Raw genomic sequence first — 14,436 nt, 5'->3', positions numbered from 1 at the left:
ACAGCCCATGCAGCAGCCGTCCGCGTTAGTCATCGGAGAGACGACCTTCTCGTTCCACGACTTCGAGGAGATGCGACCGCACATCGAGTCCGCCATCGGCGACGCCGCCGAGGTGACCGCGACGACCGACAAAGACGCCCTCGCCGACCTCGCGGGCTACGACCTCGTCGTGGACTACCTGACGGACGCCACCCTGACACCCGAGCAGTTAGACGGTCTCCTCAGTTTCGTCCGCGACGGCGGAGCCTATCTGGGTCTCCACTGCGCCGCCGACCTCATCAACGTCCACGACGGGGACGGCGGCCTCGACAAGCGCGACGAGCCGTTTCCCGACCTCCGCGACCTCCTCGGCGGCCACTTCCTCACCCACCCCGAGCAATCGACGTTCGGCGTCGAAATTGTCTCCGACCACGCCGTGACCGACGGCGTCGGCGACTTCGAGGTGTTCGACGAGCCGTATCAGGTCGACGTGGACGACGACGTGACCGTGCTCGCGCGCATGGCCCACCCCGACCTCACCGACTACCCGGTCGCGTGGGTCCGCGAGTACGGCGCGGGGCGAGTCTGTTACGCGTCGCTCGGACACACCGCCGAGGCCTTCGAGAACGACGACTACCGGCGACTGCTCCGCAACGCCGTCGGCTGGCTGGTCCGCGACTGAGTGGAGCGCTCGCGCGTCGCCGTGTGAACGTTTATCCCGGTCGGTTCCGAACGTCGGTACATGAATCTTCGAGCCGCCGACCTGACCGTGTTCGTGTTCGTCCTCGGCGTCATGCTCTCGGGAATGTGGCTGGCCCAGCAGTTCGGCATGGTGTGGTCGCCGACGCTGTTCGCCATCGTCGCCGTCGTAGCGGCCGTCTGGACGGCGTACTACCGGTTCGGGGTAGAACCGCGAATCGATGCGAGCAGAGGAGACGACGACGACAACCAGCAGGAACCCGGCGTCAGCGACGGCGCACAGGAGTGACCGACTAACCGCATCAGCCGGTGTCGGCGACCGACGCTCCGACTCGTCCCGCCGCGCTACCGCTCGCTGAAGTACGGAATAATCTCGTTTTCGTAGTGCCGCATCGTCTCCTCGTAGTCGCCGACGGGGATGAGAACGAGGTTGTCGACGCCCGCGTCGCGGAACGCCTCGATTCGCTCGATGGCGCGCTCGGGGTCGCCGGCGACGCAGATATCGTCGACGGCCCCGTCCGGGATGCGCTCGGCCGCCGCCGACAACTGACGCTCCTGTTCCTCGTCGAACGCCATCTGCCACATGATGGGCGTCGACTCCGCGATGTCCTCGTAGCCCATGTCGGCGAGGAGCGGCGGTCGGAGCGCGAGGTTCACGCGGTTGCGCTCGATGCCGGCCTCGCGAGCCTCGTCGCCGTCCTCGGAGACCGTGGTCGGAACCATCACCGCGCGGTCGATGGCGTCGGGGTCGCGGCCTCGGTCCGCGGCCACGTCGAGGACTTTCCGAAGGTCGGCCGCGTACTCGTCGGGCGAGTAAATCCACGGGAACCAGCCGTCGGCGACCGCGCCCGTCAGACCGCGCATGCTCTCGCCGTAACCGCCTATCCAGAGCGGCGGGCGCGGCTCCTGTGCGGGCTTCAGCCCCATGTGTGCCTCGTCGAGGTCGAAGTAGTCGCCCGCGAACGAGAACGGCTCGTCAGTCGTCGAGTTCCACAGGCCGTCGATGACGGCGACACACTCCCTGAACCGGGTGTACGGGTCGTCCCAGTCGATGTCCGAAATCGGCGCGAAGTTGAACGCCTCGCCGGCCCCGATACCGAGACCGGCGCGGCCGTCCGTCATCCGGTCGAGCGTGGCCGTGACGTGCGCGAGTTCGGTCGGGTGGCGGCGCACCGAGTCCGCGACGCCGGGCATGAGGGTCACCTCCTCGGTGCGCTGGGCTATCGCCCCGAGGACGGAGAACGCCTCCCACGGCGGGTCCACCAGATACTCCTCGGAGCCGGTCGGGTGAAACAGGTGGTCCGGAACGGTGACGGTGTCGAACCCGGCCGTCTCGGCTCGGACCGCTCGCTCGATGGTTTTCTCGACGTTTCCGTAGCTGACAACTTGACAGCCGAAGCTCAAACCGCGGCTATTGGCGCTCGACATCGCGTGTACCGACTGGGCCGCGGGATAAATAGCTGACCCCGGAGGTGGGGAGTGACGTGTTCGCGAGGGTTCGAAACGCCGGCTTACGCCCGCAGGACCGACGCGTCGAGGTCGTAGTCGGCGAAGTACTCGCGCTCCAGTTCGACGAGTTTGGCGAACAGCTCTTGGGCCTCGTCGCGCGAGACGGTGACGAGCGGTTCGTTGAGGAACGCCTGAAACGCGAGGTCGAGGTCGCCTTCGAAGCCCGCGCGCACGAGCGTCTCCTGATTCGTGACGTGGCGCTCGACCATGCTCTCGACCTCGTCGGGTAAGCCGCCCGCACAGAGGGGTGTCACGTCGTCGCCGGAGAGGAGCGCGTTCGTCTCCACGACCGCGCCCTCGGGGATGCCGTCGACCTGCCCCTCGTTGGGGTAGTTGAGGTGCGTGACGAACGTCCCCTCGCCGGAGAGCGCCCGCATGATGTCGACCGCTTCCTCGCCCGACTCGTGGAACTCGAACTCCGCGTCGCCTTCGAGGTAGCGTTCCATCTCGTCGGGGCCCTCGTCGTCGGAGACGCGGGCCGAACTCGGCGTGAGCCGGATACCGTAGCGCTGGATTTCCGCCGGCTCGTCGATGCTCAGATACCACGGGACGAACTCCACGAGGTGACGGTCGCCCGCCGCGCCGAGGACGCCGAAGCGGTCGTAGAGGTCGAGCGCGACTTCCTCGTTGTTCACCCAGTAGGACTCGGCGTCGAGGTCGCCCGACTCGCGGTCGAAAAGCGGTTTCCGACGTTCGAGTTCCTCGTCGAGGTACTGGAACACGTCGCGGTCGCGCCACCGCGCCTCGTCGACCCACGTGAAGTGGTTGACTCCCTTGACGTTGACCCGAACCTCGTCGCGGGCGACGTCCTCGGCCTCGTCGATGTAGCGCTCCGCCATCTCGGCGAACAGCTTCTGGGTTTTGAACACCTCGTGGCAGAGCCCGATGGCCTTGATGTCGGGGAATTCCTCGTAGAGCGTCCGCGTGCAGACCGTCATCGGGTTGGTGTAGTTGATGACCCACGCGTCCGGGCAGCGCTCGCGGACCGTCGCGGCGATTTCACGGTACTGCGGAATCGCTCGCAGCGCCCGAATCGCCCCGCCGGGGCCGACGGTGTCGGCGACCGTCTGATAGATACCGTACTCCTGGGGCACGTCGATGTCGTGGACGAACGTCTCACCCGGCGGGTCCTGAATCGAGCAGATGACGAAGTCGGCACCGTCGAGCGCCTTGTCCATGCTCCGGGTCGCCTCGAACGACCAGTCGCCGACCGCCTCCTCGCGGTCCATCACGCGGTTTCCGAGGAGGGCGTTCTTCGACGCCATCTCGTAGTTCACGTCGTACAGCGTGACGCTCCCCGCGAGGTCCGGACACTGCGCGAGGTCGTTGATGAGCGTGTGGGCCCACCCCTGACTCCCGCCGCCGATGTAGCCGATGTCGATGGTTCGGGACGAACCCGACGGTACAGGCTCCGCTTGCTCCGACAGCTGATACATGTGATAACACGTGACGAGTCGCGGTCGCAAATAGCTGTCGTTTCGGTGGGTCCGGCCGCTCCGTCACTCGGTCAGGATGGTGACCGGGCCGTCGAAGTTGAGGACGACGCGCTGTGCGGTGTCGCCGAACAGCGCCTTCCCTGTCGGCGAGCGCTGTCGACCGGCGACGTAGACGTGGTCACAGCCGCGCTCGTCGGCGACGCGAATCACCTCGTCCGCGAACTCGCCCTCGTCGGCGACGACGGTGACGGCGTCGTACTCGACGGTTCCGTCCACCGACTCGAACGCCTCGTCGGCGGCCTGCGACGCGAATCGGGTGGCGACTTCCCGCGCCGAGTTCGACTCCAGCGGCGTGTTGGCGGCGTCGCTCATCGCCTGCAACGTCTCGGCGTTCTCGACGATTTCGTCCTCGGTGATTCGCGTGAGGAGCACGAGCGGCGTGTCCGTGCCGGCCGCGATTTGCCCCGCCTCGACGAGGAGGCGCTCGTTGGAGTCCGTACTGTCGACTACCACTAGCGATGACTGCATACCGGTGCCACGGTGCTTTAACCCATAAAACTATCCCGCGAGTCGGAACAGCGCGAGGTCGGTTCGGCGGTGCAGCGGCGGGGAGACGAACGAGCGACCCGCGCTCAGCGGTCGGCGCGGTACCGTTCGACCGCGTCCTCGTCGATTTCGACGCCCAGGCCGGGGGCCTGCGGCACGTCCACCTCGCCGCCGGTCGGGTCGAACGGGGTCCGCAGAATCTCGTCGCGGAGCGGATTCTCGCTCCGGTCGAACTCGACCATCATCGGGTCCGGGACGTGCCGCGTGTGCGGGTAGTCCGAGACCGACGCCGCGAACTGGACCGCCGCGGCGAGGCCGACCGCGCTGTTCCAGATGTGCGGCCGGACCGCCACGTTCTCCGTGCTGGCGAGGTCGGCGATGCGACTCGCCTCCGAGAGCCCGCCGCATCGCCCGAGGTTCGGCTGGACCACGTCGACCGTCCGGTCGTCCACGAGGCGCTTGAACTCGAAGCGGCCGTAGTGCGCCTCACCGGCCGCGAGGGGCACGTCGACGCCGCGTTTGACCTCGCGGTAGCCCGAGAGGTTCTCCGGCGGGACGGGTTCTTCCATCCACGTGATGTCGAACTCCTCGATGGCCTTCGCGGTGCGAATCGCCTGTCGCGGCCGGTAGTTCCCGTTGATGTCGACCATCAGCCGCGCGTCGTCGCCGAGGAGTTGGCGGGCGGTTCGAACCCGCTCCACGTCGGAGTCGGTGCCGTTGCCGATTTTTATCTTGGCCGCGGAGAATCCTTCGTCGACGGCGTCCCGAATCGGCTCGGCGATGTCGCGGTCCGCCTCGGTGAAGTACATCGTCGAGGCGTAGGCGGTGAGCGTCTCCCGCGGCGTCCCACCGAGGAGCCGGTGGACGGGCTTGCCGGTCGCCTTGCCGACGAGGTCCCACAGGGCCACGTCGATGCCGCTGAGGGCGCTCTGGACGAAGACGCTCCCGCCGAAGTGGTATGGGTCTGTGTACGACGCCTCCGCGAGGCGCCGCACGTCGAAGGGGTCCATGCCGACCACGTCGTCGCGGAAGAACTCGTCGACGACAGGCGCGATAACGCTCCCCGGGGCGAACGCCTCGCCCCAGCCGACGTCGCCGGTGTCGGTGTCGACGCGGATGAGCGTCGTCGCCCTGTCGTGGCCGAACCCGCGCGCGTCGCCGAGGCCCTCGCCCTCGGGGAGGCGGTGCGATATCGGGATGACTTCGATGTCGGTTACGTGCATGAAAAATGTACCACGGAGAGACGCATTATAGCTTGTGCAGACGGCGAACGCGGCGAGACAGACGGGACGAAGGCGGCGAGTCGCTTCGAACCGTCGACTCAGTCCTCGTCGTAGTGGAACTCGGTCCACGGCCCGTCGCGGAACGGGTAGTCGTCGAGCGCGTCGAAGTTCACTTCGATTCCCAGTCCCGGCTCGTCGGACAGCGAGAGGACACCGTCCTCGACGGCGGGTTGGCCCTCGATGATGTCGAACGCGAGGTCGAAGGGGTACATTCCGGGGTCGGTCTCGGCGTCGAGGAGCGGGTCGTCCTCGAAGACCGGGTATTCGAGGAGCGACACCTCGGGCGCGGCCGCGACGAGGTGCGCGTTGGCGAGCAGGCCGACCCACGTCCCGAAGTTGTGCGGGACGAACTCCACGTCGCGGCCGACGCAGGACTCGACCGCGGGGCGACAGCCGGTGTAGCCGCAGTGGTGCCGAACGTCGCCCTGCAGGAAGTCGACCGCGCCCGTCTCGCCGAGCGCGACGAGGCCCTCGGGCGTCGGTTCGCTCTCGCCGCCGGCCAGCGGCGCGCCCGTCTCCGCGAGTTCGACGTAGCCCGCGTGGTCGTCGGGCGAGACGGGCTCTTCGACCCAGTAGCAGTCCCGCTCGGCGGCGAAGGTGACGAGGTCTTCGACCGTCTCGCGGTCGTAGCCGTCGCGAATCTTCCACCAGGTGTGCACGTCGAGCATCACTTCCATGTCGCCCGCGACGTCGGCGAGCAGTTCGACAGTGCGGCGGTCCCCGTCGGGGCCGATGCCCGGTCGGTACTTGTAGCCGAAGAAGCCGAGGTCGCGGATGGTTGCCGCCTGTTCGGCGTACCCCTCGGGTTCCATGTACATCCCGGCGCTGGCGTACAGGGGCATCTCCGTCGTCGGGTCGGTGCCGTACTCGTCGGCGAGCAGTTCGTAGATGGGCGCGCCGACCTCCTTCCCGCGGATGTCGTACAGGGCCACGTCGAGCGCCGAGATGGCCTGATGGCGGAGTCGGTCGGGGAGGTCGGTGTCGCGGAGCATCGCGTGCGCGTCTTCGACCTCCTCGACGGTCTCGCCTTCGAGCGCGTCGGCGACGGCCCCGTTTACCACGTCCGCGAAGGTGCCCTGCGATTCGCCCTCGAAGTACTCCCGCATCGCGGAACTGCTCGCGCCGGCGGTGGCGATGCCGCGGGTTCCGTCGGCCGATTCGACGACGACGAGCACCACGTCGCGTTTGAGGAGGCGACGGACGCCGCCGTGGAAGGGTCGGTCCTGCGGCGGTTCGATAGGTGACGAGAGAGCGTATCCGCTGATAGTCGCGATTCGCATACCTCTACAGAATCGGCCACCACGATAAAACTCCGCCTCGCGCGGGAGAACGCGGAGTGGAAACAGTCGAGAGAGAACGAAGGCGCGCTACTGGAAGACGTCGGACGCGAACGGGTAGAGTTCGTCGAGTGCGACGCGTTCGTTCCGCCGACCCGACTCGTAGGCCGCCATCGTGATGAGCACCGCCTTGAGGCCGTCGCGGGCGGTCGCGGGCGGCGTCTCGCCGGTCTCTATCGCGTCGAGGAACGCGGTGCCCTTGCTCAGCCACCGCTCGTAGCCGTCGTAGGGATGGTGTTCGGTCCCCTCGTCGTCGATGACGTAGCCGGTCCGGTCGTCCCACTCGTGGCCTTCGAGGTATATCGCCCCCTCGTCGTCCCAGATGTGGACGTGCTCGCGGGTCCGCGCGACGACGCCCGTGTCGGAGACGTTCGCCACCGCGCCCTCCGCGAACTCGATGATGATGGAGGACTGGCGGTCGAACACCTGCTCGTCGTCGTGGAAGTCGACGTAGGCGTTGACGTGGGTCGGGGTGAGTCCGGTCGTCCAGAGGATGGCGTCGATGACGTGCGTGCCGACGTTCAGGAGGTGACCGCCGCCGCTCAGTTCGGGGTTCATCCGCCAGTCGTCTTCCTTCTCGTAGTAGGACTGCCAGTCGTGGGTCACCTCACCGGTAATAAATCGCGGGACGCGGTCGCCCTCGGCCCACTCGTCGTGGGCGCGCTTGTAGGCCGGATTGAAGTGTCGCTGGTAGCCGACCATCACGGTTTGGTCGCTCGCCTCGGCGCGGGTCGTGAGTTCGTAGGCCTCCTCGGCGTCGGTCGCGAGCGGCTTCTCGCAGAGGACGTGCAGGCCGCGGTCCAACACGGCCGAGGTCTGCTCGTAGTGCAGGCCGTTAGGCGTCGCGACGGCGACGGCGTCCATCGGGGCCGAATCGAGGAACGCCTCGAACGACGGGTAGCGGTGCGCCTCGGGAACGTCGAAGGAGTCACCGACCTCGGCGAGGCCGTCTGGGTCCACGTCGGAGATGGCGACGAGTTCCGACCGGGGGAGTTCGACGAACTGTTGACAGAGCCGACGACCGAGGCTTCCGAGGCCGACGACTCCGACGGCGATTGGAGACGAGTCTGTCTGACGCGGCATGGGTTCGACTACAGAGATGGGGCAGATAACTGTTTTGACGGTCCTCGGGCGCTCGTCGTCGCGTGCGACCCCCCTGTCCGAAGATTTTATGCGCGAGTGCACGGTGGTTCGGGTATGCCACTCGCAGAGAGCGGTGTGCGCGAGCACCTGCGCGGCGTCGCCGCCGGGCTCCTCACCCCGTTCGACGACGACCTCGACATCGAACACGACGAACTGGCAGCGAACGCGAGGACCCTCTACGACGAGGGGATCCGCACGTTCCTCGCGTCGGCGAACATCAGCGAGTATCACTCGCTGTCCCAGCAGGAACGCGTCGACGTGACGGAGACGGCCGTCGATGCGCTCCCGTCCGACGTGTGCGTCCTCGCCGGCGTCGGCGGGAGCACGGCGGGCGCGCGGGAACTCATCGACGCCTACGACCGCATCGGCGTCGACGGGATGATGATAATGCCGCCGGACCACACGTACGTCCACGAGCGCGGCCTGCTTCGCTACTACGAAAAGCTCGCAGACGCCTCGTCGGCCCCGCTGGTGCCGTACGTCAAGGGATTCGACCCGTCAATCAACTATCTCCGTGACCTTGCGGGGCTCGACGGCGTGGTCGGCATCAAGTACGCCATCGAAGACGCCGTGAAACTCGGCGCGGCCGCCAGCGCCACCGGCGACGACGTGGTCTGGGTGGACGGCCTCGCCGAACCCTTCGCCGTCTCGTTCTGGAACGAGGGCATCGAGGGATTCTCGGCGGGAGTGAGCAACTTCCGGCCGGAAGTCGGCCTCGCGCTGTTCGAGGCGCTCACCGAAGAGAACTGGGAGCGCGCCCGTGAGCTTCGGAACATCTGTCTGCCCTACCAGAACTTCCGCGACCAGACTGGACAGAACAACACCCTCGATGGCGCTATCAGCGTCCCGGCGGTGAAGAAAGGCCTCGAACTGGCCGGCCTGCACGGCGGGGGAGTCCGCGAGCCGATTCGCCCGCTGTCGGCCGAAGACGAGCGCCAGGCGGAGGAGCTGTACGACCAGCTCGACGACGACATCGAGCGCCTCATCGACTGAACGCGACCCACAGAAGACGCCGAGCGACGACAACCAACGACCGACGACAACCAGCGACCGACCGACCGAGGGCCGCGAGAGCGACTGGCATAACCGCGGTAGCGACGAGGTCGAGCCGCGCGGTGTCGGCACGGTGAGTGACGACTGAATCGGGAGGTTCGCCGACGACGCGGTCAGACGGATCGTCGTCGCCCGAACCGGCCGGAGCGCCGCGACTCGCGCGACCCAAATATTCATCACCCGAGACGCGGGGTATGGTGGCATGCGCGAGTTCGAAGCGACCGCCGAGGCGACTCGACCGCCGACGTGGGCGCACAAACAGCGAGCACTGTTCGACCTGACGGCCGACGCAGTCGACCGGTTCGTCGACGACTACACCGGCCCCGACGGGGAGCCGTTCTGGCCGCCAGACGACCACGTGGGCGTCGACGGCTTCGACGACGTGGTCGAGGGGTTCTACAACTGGCCGCTCGTGTACGCGATGGGCGGCGACGAACGCCTGCTCGACCACGCCCGTCGCGTGTACGAGTCCGCGTTGGAACGCGGCGCGGCGACGGAGACGCCGTTCGGCCATCCGATGGTCGTCGACGAGTTCGAACAGTGTCGCGACTGGTTCCACCTCGGGGAGGGCAACCTCTACACGTACAACATGGGCCTCGCCGCGCCCGACGACGACGCGGTCGTCGACCGAGCGACGAAGTTCGCTGACCTCTACACCGCCGACTCGGACACGGGGAACTACGACGCCGAAAACCGAGTGGTTCGCGGGCCGATGAACGGGAGCATGGGCCCGGAGTTCTGCGACTTCTCCGCCTACGAACACCACCCCTACGGCGCGGACTACCGCTGGGCCAGACACGGCCTCCCGTGGCGGGATTTAGAGTTCGACGAGGCCGCAGACCTCCTCGACCCGGCGAACGAAGAGCGCCTGTTCGAAGTGCTGAACGAGCGCTGCGCGAAGGGCGACATCCCGCTGAACCTCAACATCACGAGCCTGATGACGAACGCCTATCTCCACACGGGCGACGACGACTACCGCGAGTGGGTGACCGATTACCTCGACGCGTGGCGGGAGCGGACGGCCGAAAACGGCGGCATCATCCCCGACAACGTCGGGCGCTCCGGCGAAATCGGCGAGTACACAGACGGGTCGTGGTACGGCGGCTACTACGGCTGGTCGTGGGGCGGGTGGCACTACATCGGCATCGGGCCGACGGTCGCCGCCGAGAACGCGGTCCTGCTCGAAGGCGACCGGGAGTACCTCGAGTTCCCGCGGTCGCAACTCGACGTGCTCATCGAAAACGGCATCGAGGTCGCCGAAGACGACGTACACAGCACCCTCCACATCCCGCACAAGTACGGCGGCGAGGGCGACTACCACTACGACGCCTCCGGCGTCCTCACGGAGGACGACGGGGAGGTGCTGTGGCGGGACGGCTGGTACGAGTTCCAGCCGCTTACGGACGACCCCTACGCGGTTCACCTCTGGTACATGTCGATGCGCGACGAGGACCGAAATCGACTGCGTCGGCTCCGCGACTGGGGAGAACAGGACTGGCGACGCGTCGACCCGCGGGCGAAGACGAAACACGACGACGGTCACGAGTACGCGTGGCTGGCCTACCTCGACGGGGAGTTCCAGGACTACCCGGACCGAATCCTCGAAGCGACGCGCGAGCACGTCGACGAGCGACTGCGCCTGTTCGACGCCGAGGGGAACGAGCCGACGACCGTGGACGAAGACTACCTCAGAGACCGAAACCCGGCGTTCCACAAGGCGCTGCTCCAACTCACCATGGGAGCGCCACAACCCGTCTACTACGGCGGCCTCGTGATGGCGCAGGTCAGACACTTCGACGCGCGCCGGGAACGGCCAGGACTACCGGCAGGCGTCGCCGCGCTCGTGGAGTCGGTGACGAAAGACGGAATCGAACTGACGCTCGTCAACACCGGGGCGAGACAGGAAGAGGTCGTCGTCCAAGCGGGCGCGTACGGTGAACACCGCTTTACTACGGTCGAGACCGACGGCGTGGAGCGCGGCGTCGGCGAGGAAGACTCCGACAGCGCAAGTGACGGCGACGAAGGGACGGGGGCGCTCCGGGTGCGGCTCCCTGCCGGAAGTCGGATGTCGATTCGCGCCGGTCTCGACCGCTTCGCGGACGACCCGAGTTACGAACACCCGTGGTCGGAAACGGCGTCGTAAGGTCCCGCGGCGGCGACGCGCGGGGTTCGGGAGAAGCGCACGAAAAATCAATATAGCAATTCTCGTTCCCTTCGAGGGAACGACGATATTCGGGGTGTACCGGCAGTTATTCAAGAGAAGGATTGGTGAGGTCCGAGGCGGGCGATTCGACGTGGAGGTGACTCACGAGAGTTGGAATCGAGTCGAGTGGCGTTCCCCTATTGGGAATTATTAATCGAGAACCATTCTCAAAGCCGTCTCGGGAACATCGAGGAGGCGGTTCCGCAGATAGATTACAACCATATAATCGTAATGCTTGTCGGCCGGGAAAACGAGGATATTCCCTCGTCACGTGGCGTTCAAAACCACAATATTCCAGATTCTGCAGCTACAGCCCATGTGTCGACAATTGACAATAAGTTCCCTTTAGGGGAACAGTTTAGAGCAGCGATTGATACCCAATATCTCGCTCGGGAGGAGAATTTATCAACGGAGGCGAACACTATGGCGCATGCCGACACGAGTCACAGTCTGGAACGAGAACGTCCACGAACGGGAAGAACCAGAGGTCGCAGAGCGGTATCCGAAGGGAATCCACGGCACCATCGCGGAACATCTGGAGGGGCCGGACCGCGAGGTTCGGACGGCGACGTTACAGGAGCCCGAACACGGCTTAGACGAGGAGACACTGGACGCGACGGACGTGCTAGTCTGGTGGTCCCACTGCGCCAACGACGAGGTGACGGACGCCGTCGCGGAGCGCGTCGTCGACCGCGTCCACGAGGGGATGGGCTTCATCCCGCTGCACTCGGGGAAGAACTCGAAACCGTTCACGCGGCTGATGGGCACGACCTGCAACATCAAGTACCGCCACGGCGGCGAACGCGAGCGCGTCTGGGTCGCGGACCCCGGCCACCCCATCGCCGACGGCCTCGACGAGCAGTTCGTCATCCCGGCGACAGAGACCTACGGCGAGCCGTACGACATCCCGGAACCAGACAGAACCGTCTTTATCTCGTGGTTCGAAGGCGGCGACGTGTTCCGCTCGGGCGTCTGCTATCGTCGCGGCCGCGGGCGAATCTTCGCCTTCCGACCGGGCCACGAGGAGTATCCCATCTTCCACCAGGACGAGGTCAAGCGAGTCATCGACAACGCCGTCGGGTGGGCGACACCGACCGAGGGCGCGTCGGCGCGGTGGGGGAAAACCGACCCGCTCGAACCCGTCGAGGAGTGAGAACAGGAGCGCGCGTCGCAACGAGTCTGTTCCCCACAGAGGAACAAACGCGACTATTGTTGCTGAACGAGTTCGAAATCACTTCGCTGTGAGAACGGAGGCGATGTTCGAACCCAAAAGCGAGTATTATAGCCAACACATCAGTTATCTGTGTATCTTTATTATTTGGCAATTCTGCACAAGGAATCACAAGGAAGCTACGACGTACTCGCAGTAGAGTTCCACCGTGAAGCGACGGAGCGTACCACCCACCCACCGACTCGACCGCAACCCAGACCGAAGACGGGGGCGAGACACAGAACAGATGCGCTGGCGAGTGCGAAGAACGCGACTCTGGACAGCGGCCACGCCGTCGTCGTTCCCGACGTCACCATGAACACGAGCAGTTCGAGCGCGCCGCCGAGAAAACCGGCGCGGAGTCCGGCGGCGTCCGGGTCCGCCGAGCGGACTGCGGCGATAGCGCCCGCGACGAACGCCCCGAATATCATGATACCGGCACCGACGGTCGCCTCCGAGTTCGGCAGTCGGTTCAGGACCGTACTGACGGGGAGCGAGACGACCGCCCCGACGAACGCGAATTGCCACGACGAGGGGAGGGCTCGAACGCGAGGAGTCGAAACCATATTCAACTATGTAATTCGGCTGAAACTTCATATAGCTTGGCAGAGGTTGCCGATTCGGAGTCGGCTTCTAGGTCGCACCGGACACCATTCCAGACGGAAGACCGTCGAGCCGACAGAGCACTCGTCAAATGCTGTCGGAATTTGTATATTAACACATAGTGATAAACATTTTTATATTTCTGTCGCGAGTTTCAGTAGCGACAAAAGAGACGACTATCCCCGGAGAACGTCTTCCATGGCAGACAGTACAGAAGTTGACGAGCTGGTCGTCACAGAGCTTTCCGACACAAACCCGACAGCGCTCGAAGCCGGCCGCACGGAGTCGGTCGACCTAAGCGACGTGGCGGTCACGCGAGCGACGCTGGAGCCGGAATGGGGAGCGGAAGCCGACCACGATGGAGCGGAAGCCGCCTACTGCCAGAACGCCCATGACATCTACGTCGTTTCGGGGACGCTTGGCCTCGAACTGGACGACGGGACGCAGACGGAGATTGCCGCCGGCTGCGCCGCGACCATCCCGCCGGGACACCGCGGATGGACGGTCGGCGACGAGCGACTGGTCTACCTCGAGTTCGACCCGAGCGAGTAACCGTGACTACCATATCGTCGGTCCACGTAGCCTCCCGACGAGATGTCCCGATTCGTGGCGGCCGCGTGCCAGCTAGACTCGCGAGACGACAAGGCGGCGAACGTTGAGCGGGCGCTCGGCCTCCTCGACGAGGCCGCGTCCGACGGTGCGGACTTCGTGGCGTTCCCGGAGATGACGACCTTTATCGGCCCGGAAGAGCGGTTCGCCGAGGTCGCAGAGCCGCTTGACGGACCCACCGTACGACGGTTCTCGGAGAAGGCCCGCGAACACGGCGTCTTCGTCCACACGGGGAGTTTCTTCGAACGGATTCCGAACAGCGACCGGGTCTACAACACGTCGGCGCTCATCGGCCCGAGCGGCGAGGTGCTCGACACCTACCGGAAGGTCCACCTGTTCGACATCGAAATCGGCGGGAGCGTCGAACACCGCGAGTCCGACCACGTCGCCCCCGGCGACCGGGCGGTGACGGTCGACACCGACCTCGCGACGTTCGGCCTCTCTATCTGCTACGACCTCCGGTTTCCGGAGCTTTACCGAACGATGGCGCAGTCCGGCGCGAACGTCCTTCTCGTCCCCGCGGCGTTCACGATGCACACCGGAAAAGACCACTGGGAGCCGCTGCTTCGCGCCCGCGCCATCGAGAATCAGGCGTACGTCATCGCGCCCGGCCAAATCGGCGACAAGCCATCGTGGGTCGAGACCTACGGCCGCACGCTCGTCGTCGACCCGTGGGGGAACGTGGTTTCGAAGGCGCAGGACCGCGAGGAGGTCGTCACGGCGACTATCGACCTGTCGCACCTGGACGATATCCGCCGCGATATGCAGACGCTCCAGCACGCGCGTCCGGACGTGTACGAGCGGTCGGACGAGTGAGGACAGGACG

Annotated in this window: 14 protein-coding genes; 7 read left to right on the top strand and 7 right to left on the bottom strand. The window is 65.9% G+C overall.

Annotation, left to right across the window (positions count from 1 at the left end; translation table 11 throughout):
* Positions 1 to 7 precede the first annotated feature (7 nt).
* Positions 8 to 661 carry a ThuA domain-containing protein gene (locus C457_RS18855; RefSeq protein WP_008097158.1) on the top strand — a complete coding sequence of 218 codons (654 nt, stop codon included), beginning with the start codon at positions 8 to 10 and terminating at the stop codon, positions 659 to 661.
* Positions 662 to 721: 60 nt separating this feature from the next.
* A complete protein-coding gene (locus tag C457_RS18850; RefSeq protein WP_004041200.1) occupies positions 722 to 967 on the top strand; it encodes a hypothetical protein in 246 nt (81 codons plus the stop codon).
* A 56-nt stretch (positions 968 to 1,023) separates the two neighbouring features.
* On the opposite strand, the gene C457_RS18845 is transcribed toward C457_RS18850, so the two are convergent.
* From C457_RS18845 to C457_RS18820, 6 genes are all read right to left on the bottom strand, one after another.
* Positions 1,024 to 2,106: an LLM class flavin-dependent oxidoreductase gene (locus C457_RS18845; RefSeq protein WP_049913729.1), complete on the bottom strand. Its 1,083-nt coding sequence runs from the start codon at positions 2,104 to 2,106 to the stop codon at positions 1,024 to 1,026.
* Positions 2,107 to 2,189: 83 nt separating this feature from the next.
* Positions 2,190 to 3,623 carry a family 4 glycosyl hydrolase gene (locus tag C457_RS18840; RefSeq protein WP_008097156.1) on the bottom strand — a complete coding sequence of 478 codons (1,434 nt, stop codon included), beginning with the start codon at positions 3,621 to 3,623 and terminating at the stop codon, positions 2,190 to 2,192.
* A 63-nt stretch (positions 3,624 to 3,686) separates the two neighbouring features.
* On the bottom strand, positions 3,687 to 4,136 hold the full coding sequence (locus C457_RS18835) for a universal stress protein (RefSeq protein ID WP_008097155.1): 450 nt from the start codon (positions 4,134 to 4,136) through the stop codon (positions 3,687 to 3,689).
* A gap of 119 nt (positions 4,137 to 4,255) precedes the next feature.
* Entirely contained in the window at positions 4,256 to 5,392 is a 1,137-nt protein-coding gene (locus tag C457_RS18830; RefSeq protein ID WP_008097149.1) for a mandelate racemase/muconate lactonizing enzyme family protein, read from the bottom strand.
* A gap of 98 nt (positions 5,393 to 5,490) precedes the next feature.
* Positions 5,491 to 6,732 (bottom strand): mandelate racemase/muconate lactonizing enzyme family protein, encoded by a 1,242-nt coding sequence (locus tag C457_RS18825; protein ID WP_008097148.1) that lies wholly within the window; start codon positions 6,730 to 6,732, stop codon positions 5,491 to 5,493.
* Between the two features lie 87 nt (positions 6,733 to 6,819).
* Positions 6,820 to 7,872: a Gfo/Idh/MocA family protein gene (locus tag C457_RS18820; protein ID WP_008097147.1), complete on the bottom strand. Its 1,053-nt coding sequence runs from the start codon at positions 7,870 to 7,872 to the stop codon at positions 6,820 to 6,822.
* A gap of 114 nt (positions 7,873 to 7,986) precedes the next feature.
* On the opposite strand from C457_RS18820, the gene C457_RS18815 reads away from it, so the two are divergent.
* The 3 genes from C457_RS18815 (at position 7,987) to C457_RS18805 (ending at position 12,341) form a co-directional block, all read left to right on the top strand.
* Complete coding sequence (locus C457_RS18815; RefSeq protein ID WP_008097146.1) at positions 7,987 to 8,925, top strand: dihydrodipicolinate synthase family protein; 939 nt, start codon at positions 7,987 to 7,989, stop codon at positions 8,923 to 8,925.
* Between the two features lie 262 nt (positions 8,926 to 9,187).
* On the top strand, positions 9,188 to 11,128 hold the full coding sequence (locus C457_RS18810) for a hypothetical protein (protein ID WP_008097145.1): 1,941 nt from the start codon (positions 9,188 to 9,190) through the stop codon (positions 11,126 to 11,128).
* Positions 11,129 to 11,618: 490 nt separating this feature from the next.
* Entirely contained in the window at positions 11,619 to 12,341 is a 723-nt protein-coding gene (locus C457_RS18805; RefSeq protein ID WP_008097143.1) for a ThuA domain-containing protein, read from the top strand.
* Positions 12,342 to 12,538: 197 nt separating this feature from the next.
* On the opposite strand, the gene C457_RS18800 is transcribed toward C457_RS18805, so the two are convergent.
* The gene (locus C457_RS18800; RefSeq protein ID WP_008097141.1) at positions 12,539 to 12,964 is read right to left on the bottom strand and encodes a DUF5518 domain-containing protein; all 426 of its coding nucleotides are present in this window, start codon (positions 12,962 to 12,964) and stop codon (positions 12,539 to 12,541) included.
* A gap of 235 nt (positions 12,965 to 13,199) precedes the next feature.
* Between C457_RS18800 and C457_RS18795 the strand changes: the two genes are divergently transcribed.
* Both C457_RS18795 and C457_RS18790 read left to right on the top strand, forming a co-directional pair.
* A complete protein-coding gene (locus C457_RS18795; RefSeq protein ID WP_008097140.1) occupies positions 13,200 to 13,553 on the top strand; it encodes a hypothetical protein in 354 nt (117 codons plus the stop codon).
* A 42-nt stretch (positions 13,554 to 13,595) separates the two neighbouring features.
* A complete protein-coding gene (locus tag C457_RS18790; protein ID WP_008097139.1) occupies positions 13,596 to 14,426 on the top strand; it encodes a carbon-nitrogen hydrolase family protein in 831 nt (276 codons plus the stop codon).
* The last annotated feature ends 10 nt before the right edge of the window (positions 14,427 to 14,436 follow it).

The organism is Haloferax prahovense DSM 18310 (genome assembly GCF_000336815.1).
Lineage (GTDB): Archaea > Halobacteriota > Halobacteria > Halobacteriales > Haloferacaceae > Haloferax > Haloferax prahovense.
Note: the sequence above shows the minus strand (reverse complement) of the source record. Positions and strands in the feature narration are given on the sequence as shown.

Bases quoted from the DNA above. Each gene is read 5' to 3' on its own strand.
- C457_RS18855 (WP_008097158.1), top strand. From the start codon at position 8: ATGCAGCAGCCGTCCGCGTTAGTCATCGGAGAGACGACCTTCTCGTTC.
- C457_RS18850 (WP_004041200.1), top strand. From the start codon at position 722: ATGAATCTTCGAGCCGCCGACCTGACCGTGTTCGTGTTCGTCCTCGGC.
- C457_RS18845 (WP_049913729.1), bottom strand. From the start codon at position 2,106: ATGTCGAGCGCCAATAGCCGCGGTTTGAGCTTCGGCTGTCAAGTTGTC.
- C457_RS18840 (WP_008097156.1), bottom strand. From the start codon at position 3,623: ATGTATCAGCTGTCGGAGCAAGCGGAGCCTGTACCGTCGGGTTCGTCC.
- C457_RS18830 (WP_008097149.1), bottom strand. From the start codon at position 5,392: ATGCACGTAACCGACATCGAAGTCATCCCGATATCGCACCGCCTCCCC.
- C457_RS18825 (WP_008097148.1), bottom strand. From the start codon at position 6,732: ATGCGAATCGCGACTATCAGCGGATACGCTCTCTCGTCACCTATCGAA.
- C457_RS18820 (WP_008097147.1), bottom strand. From the start codon at position 7,872: ATGCCGCGTCAGACAGACTCGTCTCCAATCGCCGTCGGAGTCGTCGGC.
- C457_RS18815 (WP_008097146.1), top strand. From the start codon at position 7,987: ATGCCACTCGCAGAGAGCGGTGTGCGCGAGCACCTGCGCGGCGTCGCC.
- C457_RS18810 (WP_008097145.1), top strand. From the start codon at position 9,188: ATGCGCGAGTTCGAAGCGACCGCCGAGGCGACTCGACCGCCGACGTGG.
- C457_RS18805 (WP_008097143.1), top strand. From the start codon at position 11,619: ATGCCGACACGAGTCACAGTCTGGAACGAGAACGTCCACGAACGGGAA.
- C457_RS18800 (WP_008097141.1), bottom strand. From the start codon at position 12,964: ATGGTTTCGACTCCTCGCGTTCGAGCCCTCCCCTCGTCGTGGCAATTC.
- C457_RS18795 (WP_008097140.1), top strand. From the start codon at position 13,200: ATGGCAGACAGTACAGAAGTTGACGAGCTGGTCGTCACAGAGCTTTCC.
- C457_RS18790 (WP_008097139.1), top strand. From the start codon at position 13,596: ATGTCCCGATTCGTGGCGGCCGCGTGCCAGCTAGACTCGCGAGACGAC.